Annotated in this window: 20 protein-coding genes, 1 other RNA gene and 1 pseudogene; 13 read left to right on the top strand and 9 right to left on the bottom strand. The window is 40.5% G+C overall.

The window, feature by feature from the left end:
* From E0H94_RS17020 to E0H94_RS17005, 4 genes and pseudogenes are all read left to right on the top strand, one after another.
* Nucleotides 1–290 (top strand): 4Fe-4S dicluster domain-containing protein (locus E0H94_RS17020; protein ID WP_171462090.1); only part of this gene is annotated, 290 nt, incomplete at its 5' end.
* A gap of 117 nt (nt 291–407) precedes the next feature.
* Nucleotides 408–494, top strand: a pseudogene (locus tag E0H94_RS17015) (DUF423 domain-containing protein); the annotation flags it as partial.
* Between the two features lie 25 nt (nt 495–519).
* Nucleotides 520–717 (top strand): sulfur carrier protein ThiS, encoded by a 198-nt coding sequence (gene thiS, locus E0H94_RS17010; protein ID WP_116758899.1) that lies wholly within the window; start codon nt 520–522, stop codon nt 715–717.
* A 12-nt stretch (nt 718–729) separates the two neighbouring features.
* The gene (locus E0H94_RS17005; protein ID WP_131327577.1) at nt 730–1,515 is read left to right on the top strand and encodes a thiazole synthase; all 786 of its coding nucleotides are present in this window, start codon (nt 730–732) and stop codon (nt 1,513–1,515) included.
* A gap of 325 nt (nt 1,516–1,840) precedes the next feature.
* On the opposite strand, the gene ssrS is transcribed toward E0H94_RS17005, so the two are convergent.
* The 3 genes from ssrS to E0H94_RS16990 form a co-directional block, all read right to left on the bottom strand.
* Nucleotides 1,841–2,025: non-coding RNA, 6S RNA (gene ssrS, locus E0H94_RS17000), on the bottom strand.
* Nucleotides 2,026–2,125: 100 nt separating this feature from the next.
* Complete coding sequence (locus tag E0H94_RS16995; protein ID WP_044738413.1) at nt 2,126–2,410, bottom strand: cell division protein ZapA; 285 nt, start codon at nt 2,408–2,410, stop codon at nt 2,126–2,128.
* Nucleotides 2,407–2,964, bottom strand: coding sequence for a hypothetical protein (locus tag E0H94_RS16990; RefSeq protein ID WP_131327576.1), 558 nt, complete (start codon nt 2,962–2,964; stop codon nt 2,407–2,409). The genes E0H94_RS16995 and E0H94_RS16990 overlap by 4 nt, the downstream gene beginning before the upstream one ends.
* Nucleotides 2,965–3,028: 64 nt before the next feature.
* Here E0H94_RS16990 and E0H94_RS16985 point away from each other — a divergent pair, with 64 nt between their 5' ends.
* Together E0H94_RS16985 and pepP are read left to right on the top strand one after the other, a co-directional pair.
* Nucleotides 3,029–3,658, top strand: a complete 630-nt coding sequence (locus E0H94_RS16985; RefSeq protein ID WP_131327575.1) for a UPF0149 family protein — start codon at nt 3,029–3,031, stop codon at nt 3,656–3,658.
* A 76-nt stretch (nt 3,659–3,734) separates the two neighbouring features.
* Nucleotides 3,735–5,054: a Xaa-Pro aminopeptidase gene (pepP, locus tag E0H94_RS16980; RefSeq protein ID WP_131327574.1), complete on the top strand. Its 1,320-nt coding sequence runs from the start codon at nt 3,735–3,737 to the stop codon at nt 5,052–5,054.
* Nucleotides 5,055–5,146: 92 nt separating this feature from the next.
* Here pepP and E0H94_RS16975 read toward each other — a convergent pair whose 3' ends face one another.
* The 3 genes from E0H94_RS16975 to E0H94_RS16965 form a co-directional block, all read right to left on the bottom strand.
* Entirely contained in the window at nt 5,147–5,638 is a 492-nt protein-coding gene (locus tag E0H94_RS16975) for a flavin reductase (RefSeq protein WP_131327573.1), read from the bottom strand.
* Nucleotides 5,639–5,800: 162 nt separating this feature from the next.
* Complete coding sequence (locus E0H94_RS16970; RefSeq protein WP_131327572.1) at nt 5,801–6,847, bottom strand: methionine synthase; 1,047 nt, start codon at nt 6,845–6,847, stop codon at nt 5,801–5,803.
* 36 nt (nt 6,848–6,883) lie between these two features.
* On the bottom strand, nt 6,884–7,876 hold the full coding sequence (locus tag E0H94_RS16965) for a DUF1852 domain-containing protein (protein ID WP_131327571.1): 993 nt from the start codon (nt 7,874–7,876) through the stop codon (nt 6,884–6,886).
* Nucleotides 7,877–8,215: 339 nt separating this feature from the next.
* Here E0H94_RS16965 and E0H94_RS16960 point away from each other — a divergent pair, with 339 nt between their 5' ends.
* The 4 genes from E0H94_RS16960 (at nt 8,216) to E0H94_RS16945 (ending at nt 11,792) form a co-directional block, all read left to right on the top strand.
* The gene (locus E0H94_RS16960) at nt 8,216–8,563 is read left to right on the top strand and encodes a hypothetical protein (protein ID WP_131327570.1); all 348 of its coding nucleotides are present in this window, start codon (nt 8,216–8,218) and stop codon (nt 8,561–8,563) included.
* Nucleotides 8,564–8,931: 368 nt separating this feature from the next.
* The gene (ubiH, locus tag E0H94_RS16955) at nt 8,932–10,140 is read left to right on the top strand and encodes a 2-octaprenyl-6-methoxyphenyl hydroxylase (RefSeq protein WP_131327569.1); all 1,209 of its coding nucleotides are present in this window, start codon (nt 8,932–8,934) and stop codon (nt 10,138–10,140) included.
* The gene (locus E0H94_RS16950) at nt 10,137–11,369 is read left to right on the top strand and encodes an FAD-dependent monooxygenase (protein WP_131327568.1); all 1,233 of its coding nucleotides are present in this window, start codon (nt 10,137–10,139) and stop codon (nt 11,367–11,369) included. The genes ubiH and E0H94_RS16950 overlap by 4 nt, the downstream gene beginning before the upstream one ends.
* A gap of 174 nt (nt 11,370–11,543) precedes the next feature.
* A complete protein-coding gene (locus tag E0H94_RS16945) occupies nt 11,544–11,792 on the top strand; it encodes a hypothetical protein (protein ID WP_131265755.1) in 249 nt (82 codons plus the stop codon).
* A 65-nt stretch (nt 11,793–11,857) separates the two neighbouring features.
* Here E0H94_RS16945 and rsmI read toward each other — a convergent pair whose 3' ends face one another.
* Nucleotides 11,858–12,694 carry a 16S rRNA (cytidine(1402)-2'-O)-methyltransferase gene (gene rsmI / locus E0H94_RS16940; RefSeq protein WP_131327567.1) on the bottom strand — a complete coding sequence of 279 codons (837 nt, stop codon included), beginning with the start codon at nt 12,692–12,694 and terminating at the stop codon, nt 11,858–11,860.
* Nucleotides 12,695–13,031: 337 nt separating this feature from the next.
* Here rsmI and E0H94_RS16935 point away from each other — a divergent pair, with 337 nt between their 5' ends.
* The 3 genes from E0H94_RS16935 to E0H94_RS16925 are packed head-to-tail and all read left to right on the top strand — an operon-like array spanning nt 13,032 to nt 15,101.
* Complete coding sequence (locus E0H94_RS16935) at nt 13,032–13,472, top strand: YraN family protein (protein ID WP_131327566.1); 441 nt, start codon at nt 13,032–13,034, stop codon at nt 13,470–13,472.
* Nucleotides 13,473–13,531: 59 nt separating this feature from the next.
* Nucleotides 13,532–14,227, top strand: a complete 696-nt coding sequence (locus E0H94_RS16930; protein WP_131327565.1) for a BON domain-containing protein — start codon at nt 13,532–13,534, stop codon at nt 14,225–14,227.
* On the top strand, nt 14,217–15,101 hold the full coding sequence (locus E0H94_RS16925) for an alpha/beta hydrolase (protein ID WP_131327564.1): 885 nt from the start codon (nt 14,217–14,219) through the stop codon (nt 15,099–15,101). The genes E0H94_RS16930 and E0H94_RS16925 overlap by 11 nt, the downstream gene beginning before the upstream one ends.
* Here E0H94_RS16925 and nudC read toward each other — a convergent pair.
* Nucleotides 15,090–15,863 carry an NAD(+) diphosphatase gene (gene nudC, locus E0H94_RS16920; protein ID WP_131327563.1) on the bottom strand — a complete coding sequence of 258 codons (774 nt, stop codon included), beginning with the start codon at nt 15,861–15,863 and terminating at the stop codon, nt 15,090–15,092. The two genes, E0H94_RS16925 and nudC, sit on opposite strands and share 12 nt — an antisense overlap.
* A complete protein-coding gene (locus E0H94_RS16915) occupies nt 15,863–17,512 on the bottom strand; it encodes a chemotaxis protein (RefSeq protein WP_131327562.1) in 1,650 nt (549 codons plus the stop codon). The genes nudC and E0H94_RS16915 overlap by 1 nt, the downstream gene beginning before the upstream one ends.
* Nucleotides 17,513–17,595: the final 83 nt, after the last annotated feature.

The following is a 17,595-nucleotide window of genomic DNA, read 5'->3' as shown; positions in this document are numbered from 1 at the left end:
CAGTTTTTGTTTCGAACACCGTGCATGAAGAAAACCAACCTGCACATTTGAAACTGACTGATGCATCAATTCCAGTGAACGTGAACTTACCAAAATGGGACGAGCCTGCACAGCGCTACTGCCCAGCTGGTGTTTACGAGATTATGGAAAATGATGATGGTTCGAAGCGTTTCCAGATTAATGCAGCGAACTGTGTTCACTGTAAGACTTGTGACATTAAAGATCCATCACAGAACATTACATGGGTAACGCCAGAAGGTGGCGGTGGTCCGAATTACCCTAATATGTAATTCCTTGCGACACGGCAAAGTGTTGCTTTGCTAACCGTGTCTCATATCCGAACATGTAAATCATATACAGTTGTATGAGGGAGCGTACTTACCTCGTACAACTGTATATTAAGATGACTAAATATAATTACACCAATTGGCGGTGCCCTCATGATTGCTGGATGGCTGGTTCTGGCTTGGAATGCTTACAAATATGCCAAATAAAGTCGCAGATTTTCGGGAATGAAACATGCAAATTTTTTTGAATGGTGAAGCAAAAGACACCACTTGTCGCAATCTTTTACAACTGGTTCAAGAGTTAGAACTAGAAGGTAAACGCTTTGCGGTAGAACAAAATGAAATGATTATTTCTAAGTCTAAACTCGAACAAACCCCAATTTGTGATCAAGATCGCATTGAAATTATTCAGGCCGTTGGTGGCGGCTAATTCGGAGCTCCCATGGAAGACACCCCTCTTATTGTTGGTTCAAGAACCTTTCACTCACGTTTGTTAGTGGGTACTGGTAAATATAAAGATTTGAATGAAACTGATTTAGCCATTCAAGCCAGTGGTGCTGAAATTGTCACAGTCGCCATTCGTCGTGTGAACATTGGGCAACACCCTGATCAACCCAATTTACTTTCTGTAATCCCGCCTGAAAAATACACCATTTTACCGAACACAGCAGGTTGCTTTGATGCAAACAGCGCAATCCGTACCTGCATGTTGGCACGTGAACTATTAGACGGTCACAATCTGGTAAAACTGGAAGTGTTAGGCGATGAAAAGACCCTGTATCCTAACATCACTGAAACCTTAAAAGCAGCACGCACACTGATTGATGATGGTTTCGAGATTATGGTCTACACCTCGGATGACCCAATTGTCGCGCAAGAATTAGAAAGCATGGGTTGCGTTGCGATTATGCCTTTAGGCAGTTTAATTGGTTCTGGTTTAGGTATTTTAAACCCGCACACCATTTCAATCATTAARGAAAATGCCAAAGTTCCAGTTCTGGTTGATGCAGGTGTTGGTACAGCAAGCGATGCTGCAATTGCGATGGAATTAGGTTGCGACGGCGTACTAATGAATACCGCGATTGCTGCTGCTCAAAATCCAATTTTAATGGCATCGGCCATGAAAAAGGCGGTTGAAGCAGGACGTGAAGCATTTCTTGCAGGACGTATGCCACGTAAGCGTATGGCAAATGCCAGCTCGCCTGAAACGGGTATGTTTTTTATATAGACCAATGAATGCGTTGTGACTTTGATAGCAAATTCTGTCAATTTTAGAGCTCGATAGAAGATTTGTTTTTCTTTAGTAATTGAAAAGCAATACTTTTTCGATGCATTAAGTACATCACTGGCATCGGAGAGTTCTTTAATTAAGTTTTTATGAACGAAAGGGCGATTATTGCTTTTTGTCAGACATTTTTCATTTCCTCACAGCAATGCTGCATAAGCGCTGAGTTTTTCGGTATACATGGCGTATACAAAGGCTTAGAAAATGAAAAATAGAATGGTGGTAATTTTAGAAATTTTATTTGCAGTTATTTTAAATCAATAACTTAAAGCACTCCGATGATGCCGCTGCATGTGTCGTTACCCTGAACCCGATGAGTTCAAGGTGGACGCGACGTATACTTGCTGGGTTTCCCACTCGAAGGTGGGCATACACTCTAAATATACAGAACGCAATCCATAAGTTTAAGTATCGGCAGGGGAATAGACCCGCTGGCGAACATCTCAGAGTTAAGCCTAGTATAACGGATAAACCCATACTGGCAAATCATCGTAGGCAAAGAACTGTAAAATTAAGTGCTGTTTGTCGAGAGATTATGCAAATAAACGTGAAACTAAGTAAGGGTTTTGACATCTTCAAGAATGGTGCTGAGTAAACGTTCACAATGTGCATATTCCTGTAAGGATTTATTCATTGCGAGCACTTCTTGCATAAGCTCAAGTGCCACCATGATAATCAGTTTACTGGGTTCAACGCGCGGTGCTTGACGTCGAAATTCATCATATTTGTCATTCAGCAATTGTGCAGCACGTTCCAACTCAGGCTTTTTATCTTCTGTGGTGGCTAAACGAAAGCTATGTCCCAATACACGCAGTTCAACAGGAATTTGTTCACTCATGATTGCATTTCCTCATTTACTTCGGTGGGATGAGCCAATTGTTGAATTTCTTGTGCGTGCTGGTCTTGTTCAGTGCCTAAAATAGATAGGCGCTGAATAATCGTTTCCACTTTGGTACGTGCCAACTCATTTTTTTGTAACAATCTATCACGTTCCTGCTGCAAACTTTGAATTTCCTGCTGCGTATGACGTTGTTCATTCTGCATTTTTTCTTTAATGACACGTAATTCATTACGTTCACTTAAAATATCCTGAAAGCGATTTTTTAAATCGGTACAGCTTTTTTCCAAACGGCTATAGCGGTCTGCTAAAGCAGTTGCATCGGTATTGAGTTGCTTAAATTGGGACTGTACCTCAGTCAATTGCTCTGTAAGGTTCTCAATTTCTTCTTGTTTTTTGGTAATAATCCCGTTTTTATGCACAACTTGGGCGTGATGCTGTTCAGCGGCTGTTGCGCTGGCTTCAGTTAATGCATTATTTTCAGTTTCATAATGCGTGAGTCGAGATTTTAAAACGCCAATATGCGCCTGTAGACGCTGTAATTCTTCTAACATAACGTAGTCGCACAGTGTTGCAAACAAAGGTAATATATAAGAAGTATAGAGATTGGATAAACGAATGCAAGACGATATTTCAGGTTGGTCGGAATGGAACCAACATTTTTCACAAATTGAAGAGATTTCAAGCCCAAGTGAGTTACATGGGTTACTCACAGGTATAGTTTGTGTGACTGAATCACCGACGCGTGAAGAGTGGCAACAAATTTTAGCGACCCTTAATGTTCCAGAATTAAGCGATATGGCTTTAACAGTGCTTACTGATGAAGCTGAAGATGTATCGCATGCACTCTCGGAAGATGAATTAGACTACTTGCCTTTGTTACCAGATGATGAACATGTGTTAGCAGATCGCGTGCAAGCACTGGCAGACTGGTGCGCAGGTGTAGTATTGGGCTTTGGTTTAGCCTCAGGTCATATTCGTGCCGATGAAATGGAATTGATTGAGCATTTACAAGATGTGGCTGCAGTTGAATTTGAAGAATCTGACAATGACGAAGAAGGTGAGGACAGTTATCAAGAACTGTATGAGTTTGTACGCTTGATTCCTGTGAGCTTGGCTTTAGGTCGCACGAAAGTCGCGGTAGATGAAAGTTCATTGTTGCAAAACTTTCATGCCAAAATGCAGCACAATAAAACGAGCACTGACAACAGTGTTGTAGAAATGTTTACACCACATCGACCAAGTTAATTTTGGTCGTTTTTTTGCTTTAAGATCGTAAACACAGCAACCCTATTCTTTATTCAACAAGACCGAAGAACATTTAATGAAAAAACTGACTCAAGTAGATTTTAAGGAACGTCGTGACCGCCTCGCAGAGGAAATGGGACCACACAGTATCGCGATTATTGCCACTAGCCCAGTGGCCATTCGTAATCGAGATGCAGACTATAAATTTCGAGCGGACAGTAGTTTTTTCTATTTGACGGGTTTTGCAGAACCAGAAGCGGTTGCTGTGATTGAAACGTATGAATCTTTAGATGAAGGCTATACCTATAGCTTGTTCTGTCGTGAACGTAATCGTGAGATGGAAATCTGGAATGGTTACCGTGCAGGAATTGATGGTGCCATTGATGATTATGAAGCTGATGAAGCTTATGCCATTGATTTACTTGACGAAGAAATCATTGAGAAATTACTGAATAAACAGAAATTATTCTATCGCATTGGACACAGTTCTGAGTTTGATGTCCGTGTGAGTAAATGGATTCAACAGGCAGATGCACAGCAACGCCGTGGCAATGAATCGCCAGCGCAAGTGATACAACTGGATCGCATCTTAGATGAAATTCGTCTATTTAAAACACCACAAGAGATTGAATTGATGCAAATTGCATCGAATATTAGTGCACAAGCACATACCCGTGCCATGCAAACTGTGCGTGCCGGTATGATGGAATATGCTTTGGAAGCCGAACTAAATTATGTGTTTGGTCAACAGGGTTGTGTTCCTGCATATAACAGTATTGTGGGTGGGGGTGCCAATGCCTGTATTTTGCACTATGTTGAAAATAACCAAGAATTGAAAGATGGTGATTTAGTTCTGATTGATGCAGCGTGTGAATATGAGTTATATGCATCAGATATTACTCGTACTTTTCCAGTCAATGGTAAGTTTAGTCCTGAACAAAAAGCATTATATGAAATTGTATTAAACGCGCAGCTTGCAGCAATTGACGCGGTCAAAATTGGCAACTCCTATAAAGAACCACATAACGTTGCAGTGCGTATTTTGGTTGAGGGTTTGTTAGCACTCGGTCTGATGCAGGGTGATATTGAACAGATTATTGAAACCGAAGCTTACCATCAGTTTTATATGCATGGTACGGGACACTGGTTAGGTATGGATGTGCATGACGTTGGTGCATACAAACAAGCAGGGGAATGGCGTGCCTATGAAGAAGGGATGGTTGTAACGATTGAACCGGGTCTTTATATTGCACCAGATGATGAAACAGTGGATGCAAAATGGCGTGGGATTGGTATTCGTATTGAAGATGATGTCGTTGCAACTGCCAATGGGCCACTGGTTTTAACCAAAGGCGTTGTAAAATCGATTGCAGAGATTGAAGCTTTGATGGCTTAAGCATCAATAATATGAAAGCCAATCTTATGATTGGCTTTTTTTATTTTTTGCAGTGGTTTTCTTCGAGATATATTCTATCGAAAAACTGTTATTTAAGCGTTTTCCGTTTGCCCCACCTGATGATAAGCCCGATTAAAATACACCAAACTTTGCTCATGTTGGCTTTGTTGAATCGCGACAATACGACACATAAAAACTGTATGTGTTCCAACTTCTTGAATGTCATCAATCTCACAATCAAAATTGACCAAAGCATCCTTTAAAACGGGTGCACCGGTTTCTAGTTCTGTCCAAACGCCGTGTTTAAAACGCTCTTCAGACGTCATTTTAGATGCAAAGACATTCGAAATATGCTGATGCTGTGCACCTAAAACATTCACGGTGAGAATTTTATTGTCGACAAAATGTGCATGTGACCGAGACGCTTTATTCATACAGACCAATAATGTCGGTGGGGTGTCCGTCACACTACACACGGCTGATGCAGTGAATCCATGACGATCAGACATGCCAGCCGTGGTTACTACACTGACTGCACTGGTTAACAAAGACATTGCATTTCTAAAGTCTGTTGCTTCAATCATCACACTATTCCTAAATTGAGCCGTACATTTTGTTTAGATTTGGCTATATCACGCGATTTGGTTGCATCGGTAGATGATCTGAACGAGTCCCGAGTAGAACCGACGCATGCTTTTAACTGGAATGCGGGCTACCCATTCTATCAAATGGATAGCCCTTTCACATCACGCGCTTACTGCGTATGAAGCCGAAAGTTCTTTACGAATGATTTCAGCACCTGCGCTTAACGCATTGAGTTTACCGCGTGCCACTTCACGTGCCAAAGGCGCCATACCGCAGTTGGTTGAAGGATAGAGTTTATCTGCATCGACAAATTGCAATGCTTTACGCAGTGTATTGGCCACTTCTTCTGCCGTTTCAACCGTGTTAGTTGCCACATCAATCGCACCAACCATGACTTTTTTACCACGAATTAGTTCAATCAAATCCATCGGCACACGCGAGTTTTGACATTCGAGTGAAATAATATCAAGCTTAGATTTTTGCAGTTTAGGGAATGATTCTTCGTATTGACGCCATTCATTGCCTAAAGTTTGTTTCCAATCAGTATTGGCTTTAATACCGTAACCATAGCAAATGTGTACCGCAGTTTCACATTTCAAACCTTCAAGCGCGCGTTCTAAAGTTGCAATACCCCAGTCATTCACTTCATCAAAGAATACATTAAATGCGGGTTCATCAAACTGGATAATGTCAACGCCTGCTGCTTCTAACTCTAAAGCTTCTTGGTTGAGGATTTTGGCAAATTCCCAAGCCAATTTTTCACGGCTCTTATAATGGCCATCAAATAATGTATCAATCATGGTCATTGGACCAGGTAGTGCCCATTTAATTGGCTGTGTGGTCTGGCTACGTAAAAACTTGGCATCATTAACAAATACAGGTTGCTTACGAGATACTTCACCCACAACAGATGGCACACTGGCATCGTAACGATTACGAATTCGCATTGTTTCACGTTTTTCGAAATCGACACCTTCAAGATGTTCAATAAAAGTGGTCACAAAGTGCTGACGCGTTTGCTCACCATCAGAAACAATATCAATACCTGCTTGCAACTGTTCATGTAAAGATAAGCTTAAAGCATCGCGCTTGGCTTGAAGCAGTTCTTCACCTTCAAGTTTCCATGCGGACCACAGTTTCTCAGGCTCAGCAAGCCAAGAAGGCTTAGGTAAGCTGCCAGCTGTTGATGTGGGTAATAAAATTGCCATTTTAAATCTCTATTTCAATATTCTATTTCAGTTAAATTAAGCAGCGTTACGGTCTGCGTTGTAATTGGCCGCCCATTGCTCAAGGATGTTTTGATAAGGCTTGATAAAGTTCTCTTCCGTCCATTTGCCTTGCTTGACTGCGAGCTGACCACGTTCAACACGGTCATAGACGATTCGTGTTAATGAGTAATCTGGGTACTCTAGACTTGCTTGATAAACTTGTGCCGCCGATGAATTTGCATTGTAAATTTCAGGGCGATAAATTTTTTGGAACGTTTCCATGGTGCTAATCGCACTCATCAATTCAAAATCGGTGTAATCACGCAGTAAATCACCTGCAAAATAGAATGCTAAAGGTGCAGCACTACCTTTTGGCATAAAGAAGCGAACTTGTAAGCCCATTTTATGGAAATACTCATCAGTACGTGAGTATGCATCTTGTTTATACTCAACCCCTAAAATCGGATGCTCATTGGTCGTGCGGTGATAGGTCTTCGCTGTTGAAACACTCAAGCAAATCACAGGCTGTTGATTAAATTCTGCTTTAAAAGTCTCTGAGTTGACGAGGTATTGATAAAGCTTGCCATGTAAATCACCAAAACCTTCTGGTGCGTATGACGTCGAGTTCTCTTTATTGTGTTCTTTCAGCACCACACTAAAATCGTAGTCACGTACATAAGATGAGAAGCTATTGCCAATCATGCCTTCAATACGCTGCTGGGTATGATGATCGGTAATGGTGCTTTTCAGCATTTCAATAATGGGGAAAGTTTGACCATTGCCTTCAATATCTAAATCCGCAGAAATAATGTCAATTTCAAGGGAATAACGATCACCATTCGGGTTATCTGTTTGTGCTAAAGCATTAAAACGATTGTTAATCATTCGAAGCGTATTACGTAGATTCTGCTCACGGCTTTCACCACGTGCTAAGTTAGCAAAGTTAGTCGTTAGGCGTGTGCTATCTGCTGGTTGATAGTTTTCATCAAAACGAATGCGTTTGATTGAACATGCAAACTCTTTACTCATGGTGATTGTCATCCTAATTTTTGAGATTAAATCTAAATTGCTTGAATGGTGTAATTTATACCGCAATCTCAACATGAATAAAAATGATTTAGTCTCAACCTAAAGTGAGTAAAATTCATGTTTGAAGTTTAAGCCACATTAAAATAGGTGTGTTTTCGTATTGGCTTTGCGAAAAAAAATAAAAATTAGGAATAAACTATCGACTTGTTTCAAAGTCGGAATTTTGTGAATTTTTAGTGGTGTTTAAATTTTTAAATAATTGATATTTAGTTGAAATTTGTATTTTCGGATGGTAATCATTATGTTAAATAATAGCTATATTTTTAAGGAAATTAATAAATGTTAATAAATGAAATTCAAATTAACAGACAAAAAAATCTTCCGCTATTTCAACGAGTAGGAGCTTCAACTTTTTATAGTTTACTTGGTAGAGCTAGCAAAAAAATGCGTGGCATAACATTTAATTATGATCATAAAGGTAAAATTATTGAGACAATAATATTCTTCGACAGTACATTATCAGAAGAAGAAGAAATGGAGATAGCTAATACAGAAGTTTTGGCAGATATTCATAATGAAATAACAGATTTTTTACTTACTTTAGAAATAACACCATCATCTGAAGCTATTTTAGATAAGTGTGGAAATTGGGGATGGATCTATCTACGTCGTGAGTATGATTTTTAAAATTAACATAATACACCTCATACGAAATTCTTATAATTAGCTTTTATAATTCAATATCTTATACTTTAGCTTGCAGACCCAATTCTCACTGATTGGGCTTTTTCATGATTATTCACGTTCCACGATTGCAACTCGGTCAAAGTTGCATAAATTTGATAAGTTGATCTAAACAGTTTTTTAAATAAATTTTTACAGAATAGACACAAAGCTCATTCTCAAAATTATGGCAGGACCCTTTGCCTTGATAGTACGTAAAAGCATCCATTTCATTATAAAAATAAAACACTTTGATGTAATATAAAATCCATTAAAACTTATAGGTATTTTGAGGTTTCTTCCTTCGAATACGCCATAAAAAGGATACAAGCATGCAGCAAGAAGTCGTCATTGTCGGTGGTGGAATGGTCGGACTGAGTCTGGCACTCATGTTGGCGAAAGCGAATATTGCAGTCAAACTGCTCGAAGCCATCAAATACCCCAATTATGATGACATCAATCTTGCACCGTATCACTCCAGTTTCGATGCACGAAACAGCGCTTTGTCGCGCCGTAGCGTGCAAATCTATCAAGAACTGGGTTTATGGCAAGACCTACAACAACATGCAACACCAATTTTACAAGTGCATATTACCGAACAGGGCAGCTTTGGTAAGGCTCGTCTACTTGCAGAGCAAGAAAAAGTCGAAAGCTTTGGGCAAGTCATTGAAAATGCGTGGTTAGGGCGTGTGTTACTGACTCAAGTTCGCCAACAGTCATTGATTGAGTTGATTGATGGTGTACAGGTCATGTCACTTACCCAAGATGCAGAGCATGCTTATATTGAAGCACGACGTGGTGAAGAACAGTTACAACTACAAGCCAAGTTAGTGATTGCAGCCGATGGTCGAGATTCGTTCTGTCGTCAAGCCTTGGGCATAGGTGTATCTGAGCACGATTATGATCAAGTGGCGATTGTCACCACTGTACAAACCTCGAAACCGCATCAACATATTGGCTTTGAGCGTTTTAGTCCACTTGGTCCATTGGCTTTGCTACCTTTACCGGGTGAATATCGCCGTTCAGTGGTTTGGCCAGTGAAAAAGGGCACCGAGCAAGAATGGTTGGGTGAAGAAAATGATCAACATTTCTTAGATGCCTTGCAGCAAACCTATGGTGACCGTGCAGGTAAATTCCAAAAAACCGGCAAGCGTTTTAGTTATCCGTTGTCACAAGTGTTAGCCGAAAAGCAGGCAGTGGGTCGTGTGGTGCTGATGGGAAATGCTGCACATACCATTCATCCCGTTGCAGGACAAGGTTTTAACCTGTGTATGCGTGATGCCTATGTATTGCTGCGTTATTTAGAAGCACAACAGAGTGCAGGTGCTGACCTCGGTGAGCCAAGTATTTTACTTGAATATGAACAAGCCCGCTTAAAAGACCAGCAACGTGTAATTAAGTTCTGTGACAGTGTGGTGCGAGGTTTTAGCAATCAAAATCCAATGTTGAAGTTATTACGCAATACAGGACTCATCGCATTTGATTTAATCCCAGGTATTAAACCATTGGTGGCCACTTACGCAATGGGACTAAAAGCATGAGCCAAGTTTTAGATGTTGTCATTGTCGGTGGTGGTTTAGTCGGTGGATTGACTGCCTTGTTACTGGCTCAAGGTGGGGTACAAGCCACGGTTCTAGATGCTGCACCTATTTTGGATGAGAGTAAGGTTTTAGCGGTTGCTAATCCACGTGTATTGGCACTGAGCCAAGCGACCATTCATTTGCTCAAGACGGTAAAAGTTTGGGAGTTATTGGCGCGTCAAATGCCCTATAGTGGTATGCAGGTCTGGAATAAAAATGGCTATGGTGAAATTAACTTTGGACACGCTAGCCAGAAAGCTCCAGCTGCCGAGCAAGCCTTAGGTTCAATGGTCGAGCCAAGTATTTTGAATTTAGCCATTCAAAAACGCATGTTGAGTGAAGTTAACGACTATCGAACACAAGTCAAAGTCACGCGTGTAGAACGTGGCGTTGGTGTTTGGCATATTCATCTAGCGGATGGCATGCAATTAACAACTAAATTGGTGATCGGTGCCGATGGTGCCAACTCTTTTGTGCGCGAACAGGCATTTATTGATCTGGATGTATTGGATTATCGTCAGGCCGGCGTGACTTGTGCTATTCGTACTGCACAGCCGCATCAGCATGTTGCACGTCAAATTTTCTTGGAAACGGGTCCTTTGGCATTTTTACCGATGGCAAGCTTAAAACCCGAGCAAGATGGTCATTGGCAGTCCATTGTTTGGACTTTGCCCGATGATTATGCCGAGGAATATACTGCACTGGATGACTCTGCCTTTTTACAACTGCTGACACGTGAAAGTCAGCATATGTTGGGTGAGGTGTTAGAAGCGACCCCACGGGCGATGTTTCCGTTGAAAGCACGAGCTGCGCAGCAGTATGTGACTTCAGGATTGGCTTTGATTGGAGATGCGGCACATGTGATTCATCCATTGGCAGGGCAAGGGGTGAATATTGGTTGTTTAGATGCTGCGGTACTGTGTGATGCCTTATTGCATGATTTTTCGCGTGGGGTGTGGGCACATGAACAAACATTGCAGCGTTATGAACATTGTCGTAAAGGTCAAAATGACGCCATGATGCATAGCATGTCTGCAATTGGCTGGTTAGAAACTACAGATTTTTTCCCCATTATTTGGGCGCGTAATTTTGGCTTAAAACAAGTTGAACAACAGCCCGTATTGAAAGATGCTTTTATGATGCAGGCTAACGGTTTGCAGACATTAAAAAATACCCGTTATGCAAATTAGGTTTAAATAGATAATTTTTAGGCATTTAGTTAAATCTGATTACGAATTTGATTAAAAAAGATACGATTTTTTTGTATTAAGTACTATGCGAAAGCGATTTAGATTGATAAATTTCATCGTAATTCGAAATTGATTCGAAACGAAGTATTTGGAAGTCATTGCGGGGAGATTAAGATGACGGATATGAATGATTATGATGATGCAGAAGACTCTGCTGTAGATGAGGATGAGGCAAAGGCTGCCGAAAAAGGTGCATCAGATGAAGTAGAAGGTGCTTCTGATGGTGATGTTGCTGAGGCAGAAACATTAACCGTGACTGCAAAGAAGAAGCAACGTGAAGCTTTAGAAGATGAAGTGGCTGCATTCTTGGCGCGTGGTGGACGTATTACTGAAGTTCCGCCAGATGAGTCTGCACACGACTAACTTGGCAGTATAAAAAACCACTCATGAGAGTGGTTTTTTATTTGTTCAGCATTCAAGCTTCAGTTTTACTGTGCAGTCAACTCTAAGGCACGTTGATAAGCCACTTTTTTCTTAATCCCAGTTAAGTCCGCAGCCAGTTGTGATGCTGCTTTGACTGATAAATCCTGTAAAAGACGTGTGAGCAGTTGGTCTAATTTCTCTTGTTCCATGTCTTTTTCCTGGGTTGCACCACCCACCACCAACACGATTTCACCTTTTTGTTGATTATGATCAGACTCAATAAATTGAACCAATTCACCCAAAGTCATTTTGCGAATGGTTTCAAAGGTTTTGGTAATTTCTCGAGCAAAACCCACTGGGCGGTCTGCACCAAATACTTCAGCCATGTTTTTTACAGATTCTAAAATTCGATGAGGTGCTTCGTAAAAAATTAGGGTTTGAGTCTCATCTTTCAACTTTTCAAGTTGCAATAAACGTTGTGAAGCTTTAGAGGATAAAAAACCCTCGAAACTAAAACGATCACTTGGCAAACCCACGCTACTTAAGGCCGCAATTGCAGCACATGCACCCGGAACTGGAATCACACGAATGCCATGTTCTTGGGCTGCACGGACCAGTTTGAACCCAGGATCACTAATTAAAGGTGTACCTGCATCACTAATCAATGCCATATTTTCGCCTTTTAACAGACGTTGCACTAACATATCAATTTTATTGCTTTCATTGTGATCATGACATGCGGTAAGGGGGGTAGAGATATTAAAATGCTTGAGCAATTGTGCAGAGGTACGGGTGTCTTCGGCTGCAATAATACTCACTGATTTTAGGGTTTCAATAGCACGAAACGTCATGTCATCTAAGTGCCCAATAGGGGTTGCTATAACAAATAACTGAGCACTCATGTGAAGTCTCCATGCCAAAAATAGAATTAAGAAAAGAATGACGCGATGTAAGTGGTAGGGAGTTAGGATCCCAGGACGCGTGAGAATACATGCATTCTACCTGAATCCATTGCTCAGACGCGAATTAGATTCTGTGAAGATCTTATATTCAATGCTGTTATGTAAACGAATAGTATTTGAAACTTGGCATATTTTAGAAAAGGCAGATCGTAATGTTCTAATTGCTTGAATTGATGATATACATTTGAGATTAGATCTATGCTTGCACTAGAATAAACATATATAAAAAAGCTAGGTATTCATTGCATTACAACAAGAAATGAGTAGGTTTTATTGAATGGAAGAAAAATTGAATCTTAAAACAACATCGCAAGCTTTGGGAGATTGGGCAGAACAACAAGCTTTAACCCTTTTGCAACAGCAGGGTTTTCAGCTTGTGCAAAGAAATTATCATAGCCGATATGGTGAGCTAGATTTGGTGGTGCAACAAGGCGAAGAATTGCTTTTGGTTGAAGTGAAGGCACGCGCTTTGACCCGTTATGCCCATGCCAATGAAGTGGTGTCACTTTCGAAACAGCGTAAACTTATCAAAACAGCGTTGTGCTTTCTTAACCAATATCCCGAATATCAGCAGTTCTATTGTCGATTTGATGTAATTTGTTTTGATTTCTATCAACAATTTGCAAAAACAGTACAGTATGACTTTTCAAGTTTCACTTATGATCTGCAATGGATAGAAAATGCTTTTACTTTTGATTCAGAGTTCATTAATCTCTGAAGGAACAGGAAGCATAAATGCTATAGAAAATGAATGAAATAAGTGAGGAGTCTTGCTGAGTGTTGAATCGTATTGCAATGACAGTGCTTTGTGTCGCAGGTCTAAGTTTATCAGGCTGTGCGAGTTTTATTTCGGGTGGTACAGGGACTGCACCCGTTGGAACTGAAAGTGGGGTACGCTCATTGGGTCAGGTATTTATTGATTCCTCAATTGAACGTACAGCGAACATTAATTTATATAAATTAGATTCTCGTTTTAAACAATCGCGCGTCAATATCGAAAGTTTTTATGGTAATGTTTTATTGACAGGGCAAGTCCCAGATCAGCATTTAAAACAACTGGCTGAAGACAATGTCCGTGCGATGAGTGACGTAAAAAATGTGCATAATTTTATTACCTTGGGTGATAAAATTGGATATAACACCATCATGCAGGATGCTTCTGCAACAGCAAATACTCGTGGCTTGATTATGAAAGCAACCGTAGTTTCTGACAGTAAAGTCCGTGTACATACAGAGGATGGTGTGTTGTACGTGATGGGGCGTTTGAATAATGCTGAAATCAATGATTTAAACAACGTGTTACAGCAAGTGGGTAATGTAACTAAAATCGTGACATTGGTTGATAATGTCGATCAAGGACAGAAGTCGATAAATTCTAGTTTTGTAAGCCCAGTCGCAAGCAATGCGCAGCCTGAAGTTCAAACGCCTGTAGCTATTGACCCAGATCAGGTAGAACCGACGAATGTTCAATAAATCCGAATATTGGATTAAACAGTTAAATGACACCGTAGGTAATGCGAAAGACTTTGTTCGAGACTTTCGCATCTACGATGTTGGCAGTTATGCATTAAATCAACTCACACCGCGTGAGGGATATACACTGCATGAAAATATTGCGTATGGTTTAAAGGCACGTCATCGTCTCGATTTATTCAAAACGCATAAAGCACAGTTGAATCAACCTTTAATTATCTTTGTGCATGGTGGTGCTTGGACACATGGCGATAAAAGTTCATATCGGTTTGTGGGGGAAGCTTTTGCCCGTGAAGGTTATGATGTGGCAGTCATTAACTATCATCTTGCGCCACAATACATTTTCCCGAGCTATGTAGACGATTTAACCCTTGCACTCAACTTTTTGAGTTTGCATCAGCAAAAGTTGGCTATTCGTACCGACAATGTAGTGCTTATGGGACATTCGGCAGGGGCATTTAATGTCATGTCGGCGGTGTATCATCCGCAGCAGTATGAATTGCAATGTCGTGCGCAAATCCGTGCCATTATCGGGGTAGCAGGTCCGTATCATTTTGATTATAAGGGTGATCCGCTGTGTGCCGAAGCATTTGATCAAAGTGTTCCTTTTCAGCAAGTCATGCCGTATTACTTTGTGGCATCGAATAGCATTAAGCATTATTTGCTGATGGCAGAAAATGACCAGATTGTGGGACACAACAATACTGAAGATTTTGACCGAGTACTAAAAGAAAAAGGCAATCACAGCAAAATGATAGTGATTCCACGCACAGGTCACATTACTGTGATGGGATCAGTATCCAGTTTATTCAACCGTTATTTTGAAACCAAAGAACAGATTTTGATTTCCCTTGAGGAAGCCTTAAAGCCATAGATGGGTGTCATCGGCAACTGGGTGTCCTTGCGTCACATGCATAATCATGGCATGCGCAATACTTCCTTTGAAGGGAATTTGAGGGAGTTGGTCAAATTTGAAAAATTGCGCGTCACTGATTTCTTCTTCTTGTAATTGAATAGCGCCTGCTGCATATTCAGCACGGAAGGCAATCATTAAATTACTTGGGAAGGGCCATGGCTGGCTCGCTAAATATTGAATATTTTTGAGTTTTAAGCCGACTTCTTCTTCAGTTTCACGACGTACTGCATCTTCTAGGGTTTCACCAACTTCAACAAAACCTGCAATCAGACCATACATATTGTTGGTATTTTGGGCATTTTTTGCTAAAAGAATTTCATCTTCCCCGCGTGTAATTACCGTAATAACACAAGGTTGTACCCGTGGATATTGATGATAATGGCAATCAGGGCAGATCATGGCATATTCAGTTGCATGAACCTGTGTTTCATGTCCGCAATGACTACAGAACTTATGGTTGCGACGCCATTCTAAGAGCTGCATGGCACGACTGGCCTGTTCAAACTGCTTGGTGGTCCATTGAGTCAACAGTTGACGAATAGGCACCAATTGTAGTCCACGCGGAATGCTTTCATGGGCTTGTAGATCACGGGCAATGACGGTATTGCCCGTGTGTAAGTGCAGATCACTTGCCAAATGCTCAACTTTAGGCAGTTGCAGATGTTCATCAACTAGTAGTTGTTGTTGATGAAAAATATAGGCAAGTGATAATTCTGACATTAGGCGACTACTTCGGCATTAAGTTTTTGGCTGCTGCTCAATGCTACATCAAACATCGAATGTAATACAGGCTGTTTGTTCTTCAAATTATCAATCATCATTTCGGCACTCGCTAGAGTATCTAAAATGTAGTTGATTTCTTGTTCAGAAATACTGCTTGAAGCTTCAATTTTTTGTTGCACAAATTGCGCAGCATTTTTTAATGCTTGCTGACCTTCATTGGTATTCAGGAAGAGTAAAGCACCGCTGATTTCACTGAGTTGTGTAGATAGATTGCCTAACGCACCCAAGAATTGATTTTGACGATATTGAATTAACGCAGCAGCAGCGTGATCAACCAATGTTTTGGTTTCATTCAGTAACGCATCATGGGCTTCATCTAGACGATCTAGAGAAACATTCAAGTTATTTACGCGATGTTGTAAGCGATTGGAAGTATGGTGACGCTCTAATACCCCAATTGAATTTATGGCAGATATAATGCTTTTCATTAATTGTTGAGCAAAGTTTTCGTCTTTTAATACATCACTTTGATTCAGTACTTCAAACTGACGTGATAAGTCTTGATATGCTTCATTCAAATTTAAGACTTTGAATATATTGGCCAATTCCTTAATTTTTGCCTGTAATTCTTGCGTTTTTTCAGGCGACATGGTTTGGTAGTTATATTCAATTTCATTGCGGATCTGTGCCATTTCATTGGTCACAAGTTCGCTAATGGTGTGCATGGTATTGAAATCTGGACCATAAAGATGACGGCTAAACACTTGGAGTTGCGTGTCTGTTAAGGCATCTTCACCAATATTTAGTTGCTCACGGATGCTTTGAGTCGAGTCATCTTCTTGGCTAATACATAAACTGAGAATATTCGATAAATCTTTCAGACTCGCATTGAAATTTTCTGGTGCTTTGAAAAAAGCTGCCATATTGCGTTCAATCTCAATCAGACTACGTAAACGTGCATCTGTGAATAGCAGATTGTCAATTTGATTAAATGCTACATGAACCAGTCCCCAGTATTGTTGACTTGGTAATTGGTTGGCTAAACCCGCTAAATAAGTGCCCACAATGCGAATTGCTTGTAAATCAAGTTCGGTTTTTTGTTGCTGGAGCAATTTGTTCAAGGCGAGTTTATATAAGCGGTGTACATATTCTGACTTTTCTAGGGTTGGAATATGAGGTAACTGGAAGTTAGGCTCTATACAGTTCAGCAGTGATTCAAGATGTTGACCTTCATGCGTCAGCGGTTTGCCCAAAGCCAGTTCTAAGCGATTTAAAGTATCGAGTAGGAATTGAGGAATATTGACTTCACGCAGGCAGATAAACTCAATATAGCGTTTTAGCATGGTCGTGCCTTCACTGAGCGCGACCACGTCCTGTGTGTTGATATTTTCAGGATTTGCCATGATTTTACGCATGAGTTCCGCAGCGTATTGAGCAATTTGTCCTAAGTTTGGCATATCAATTAAGACTAGAACTTGAGCACATTGTTCAAATTGATTCAGCGCATCATCAATACCAAATGGTAGCGTATGATCCTCTGCTAAGGTACTGACGGCAGACTCAACTAACTTGATCGAGTTATCAACCTCATTTTTTATTATCAGTAAGGCCGTAGGATCAAAATGAATAGAGGTTTGGTAAGACATTTATCTGCACCTTTCCTAATGTATTATCTGTTTATGTTTGGTTGAGTTAGAGCGTTATTTCTTGTATTTAACTATAACTGATG

The organism is Acinetobacter sp. ANC 4173 (assembly GCF_004331255.1).
GTDB lineage: Bacteria > Pseudomonadota > Gammaproteobacteria > Pseudomonadales > Moraxellaceae > Acinetobacter.
The sequence above is the reverse complement of the archived record's forward strand: the minus strand, read 5'-3'. Positions and strand labels throughout refer to the sequence as shown.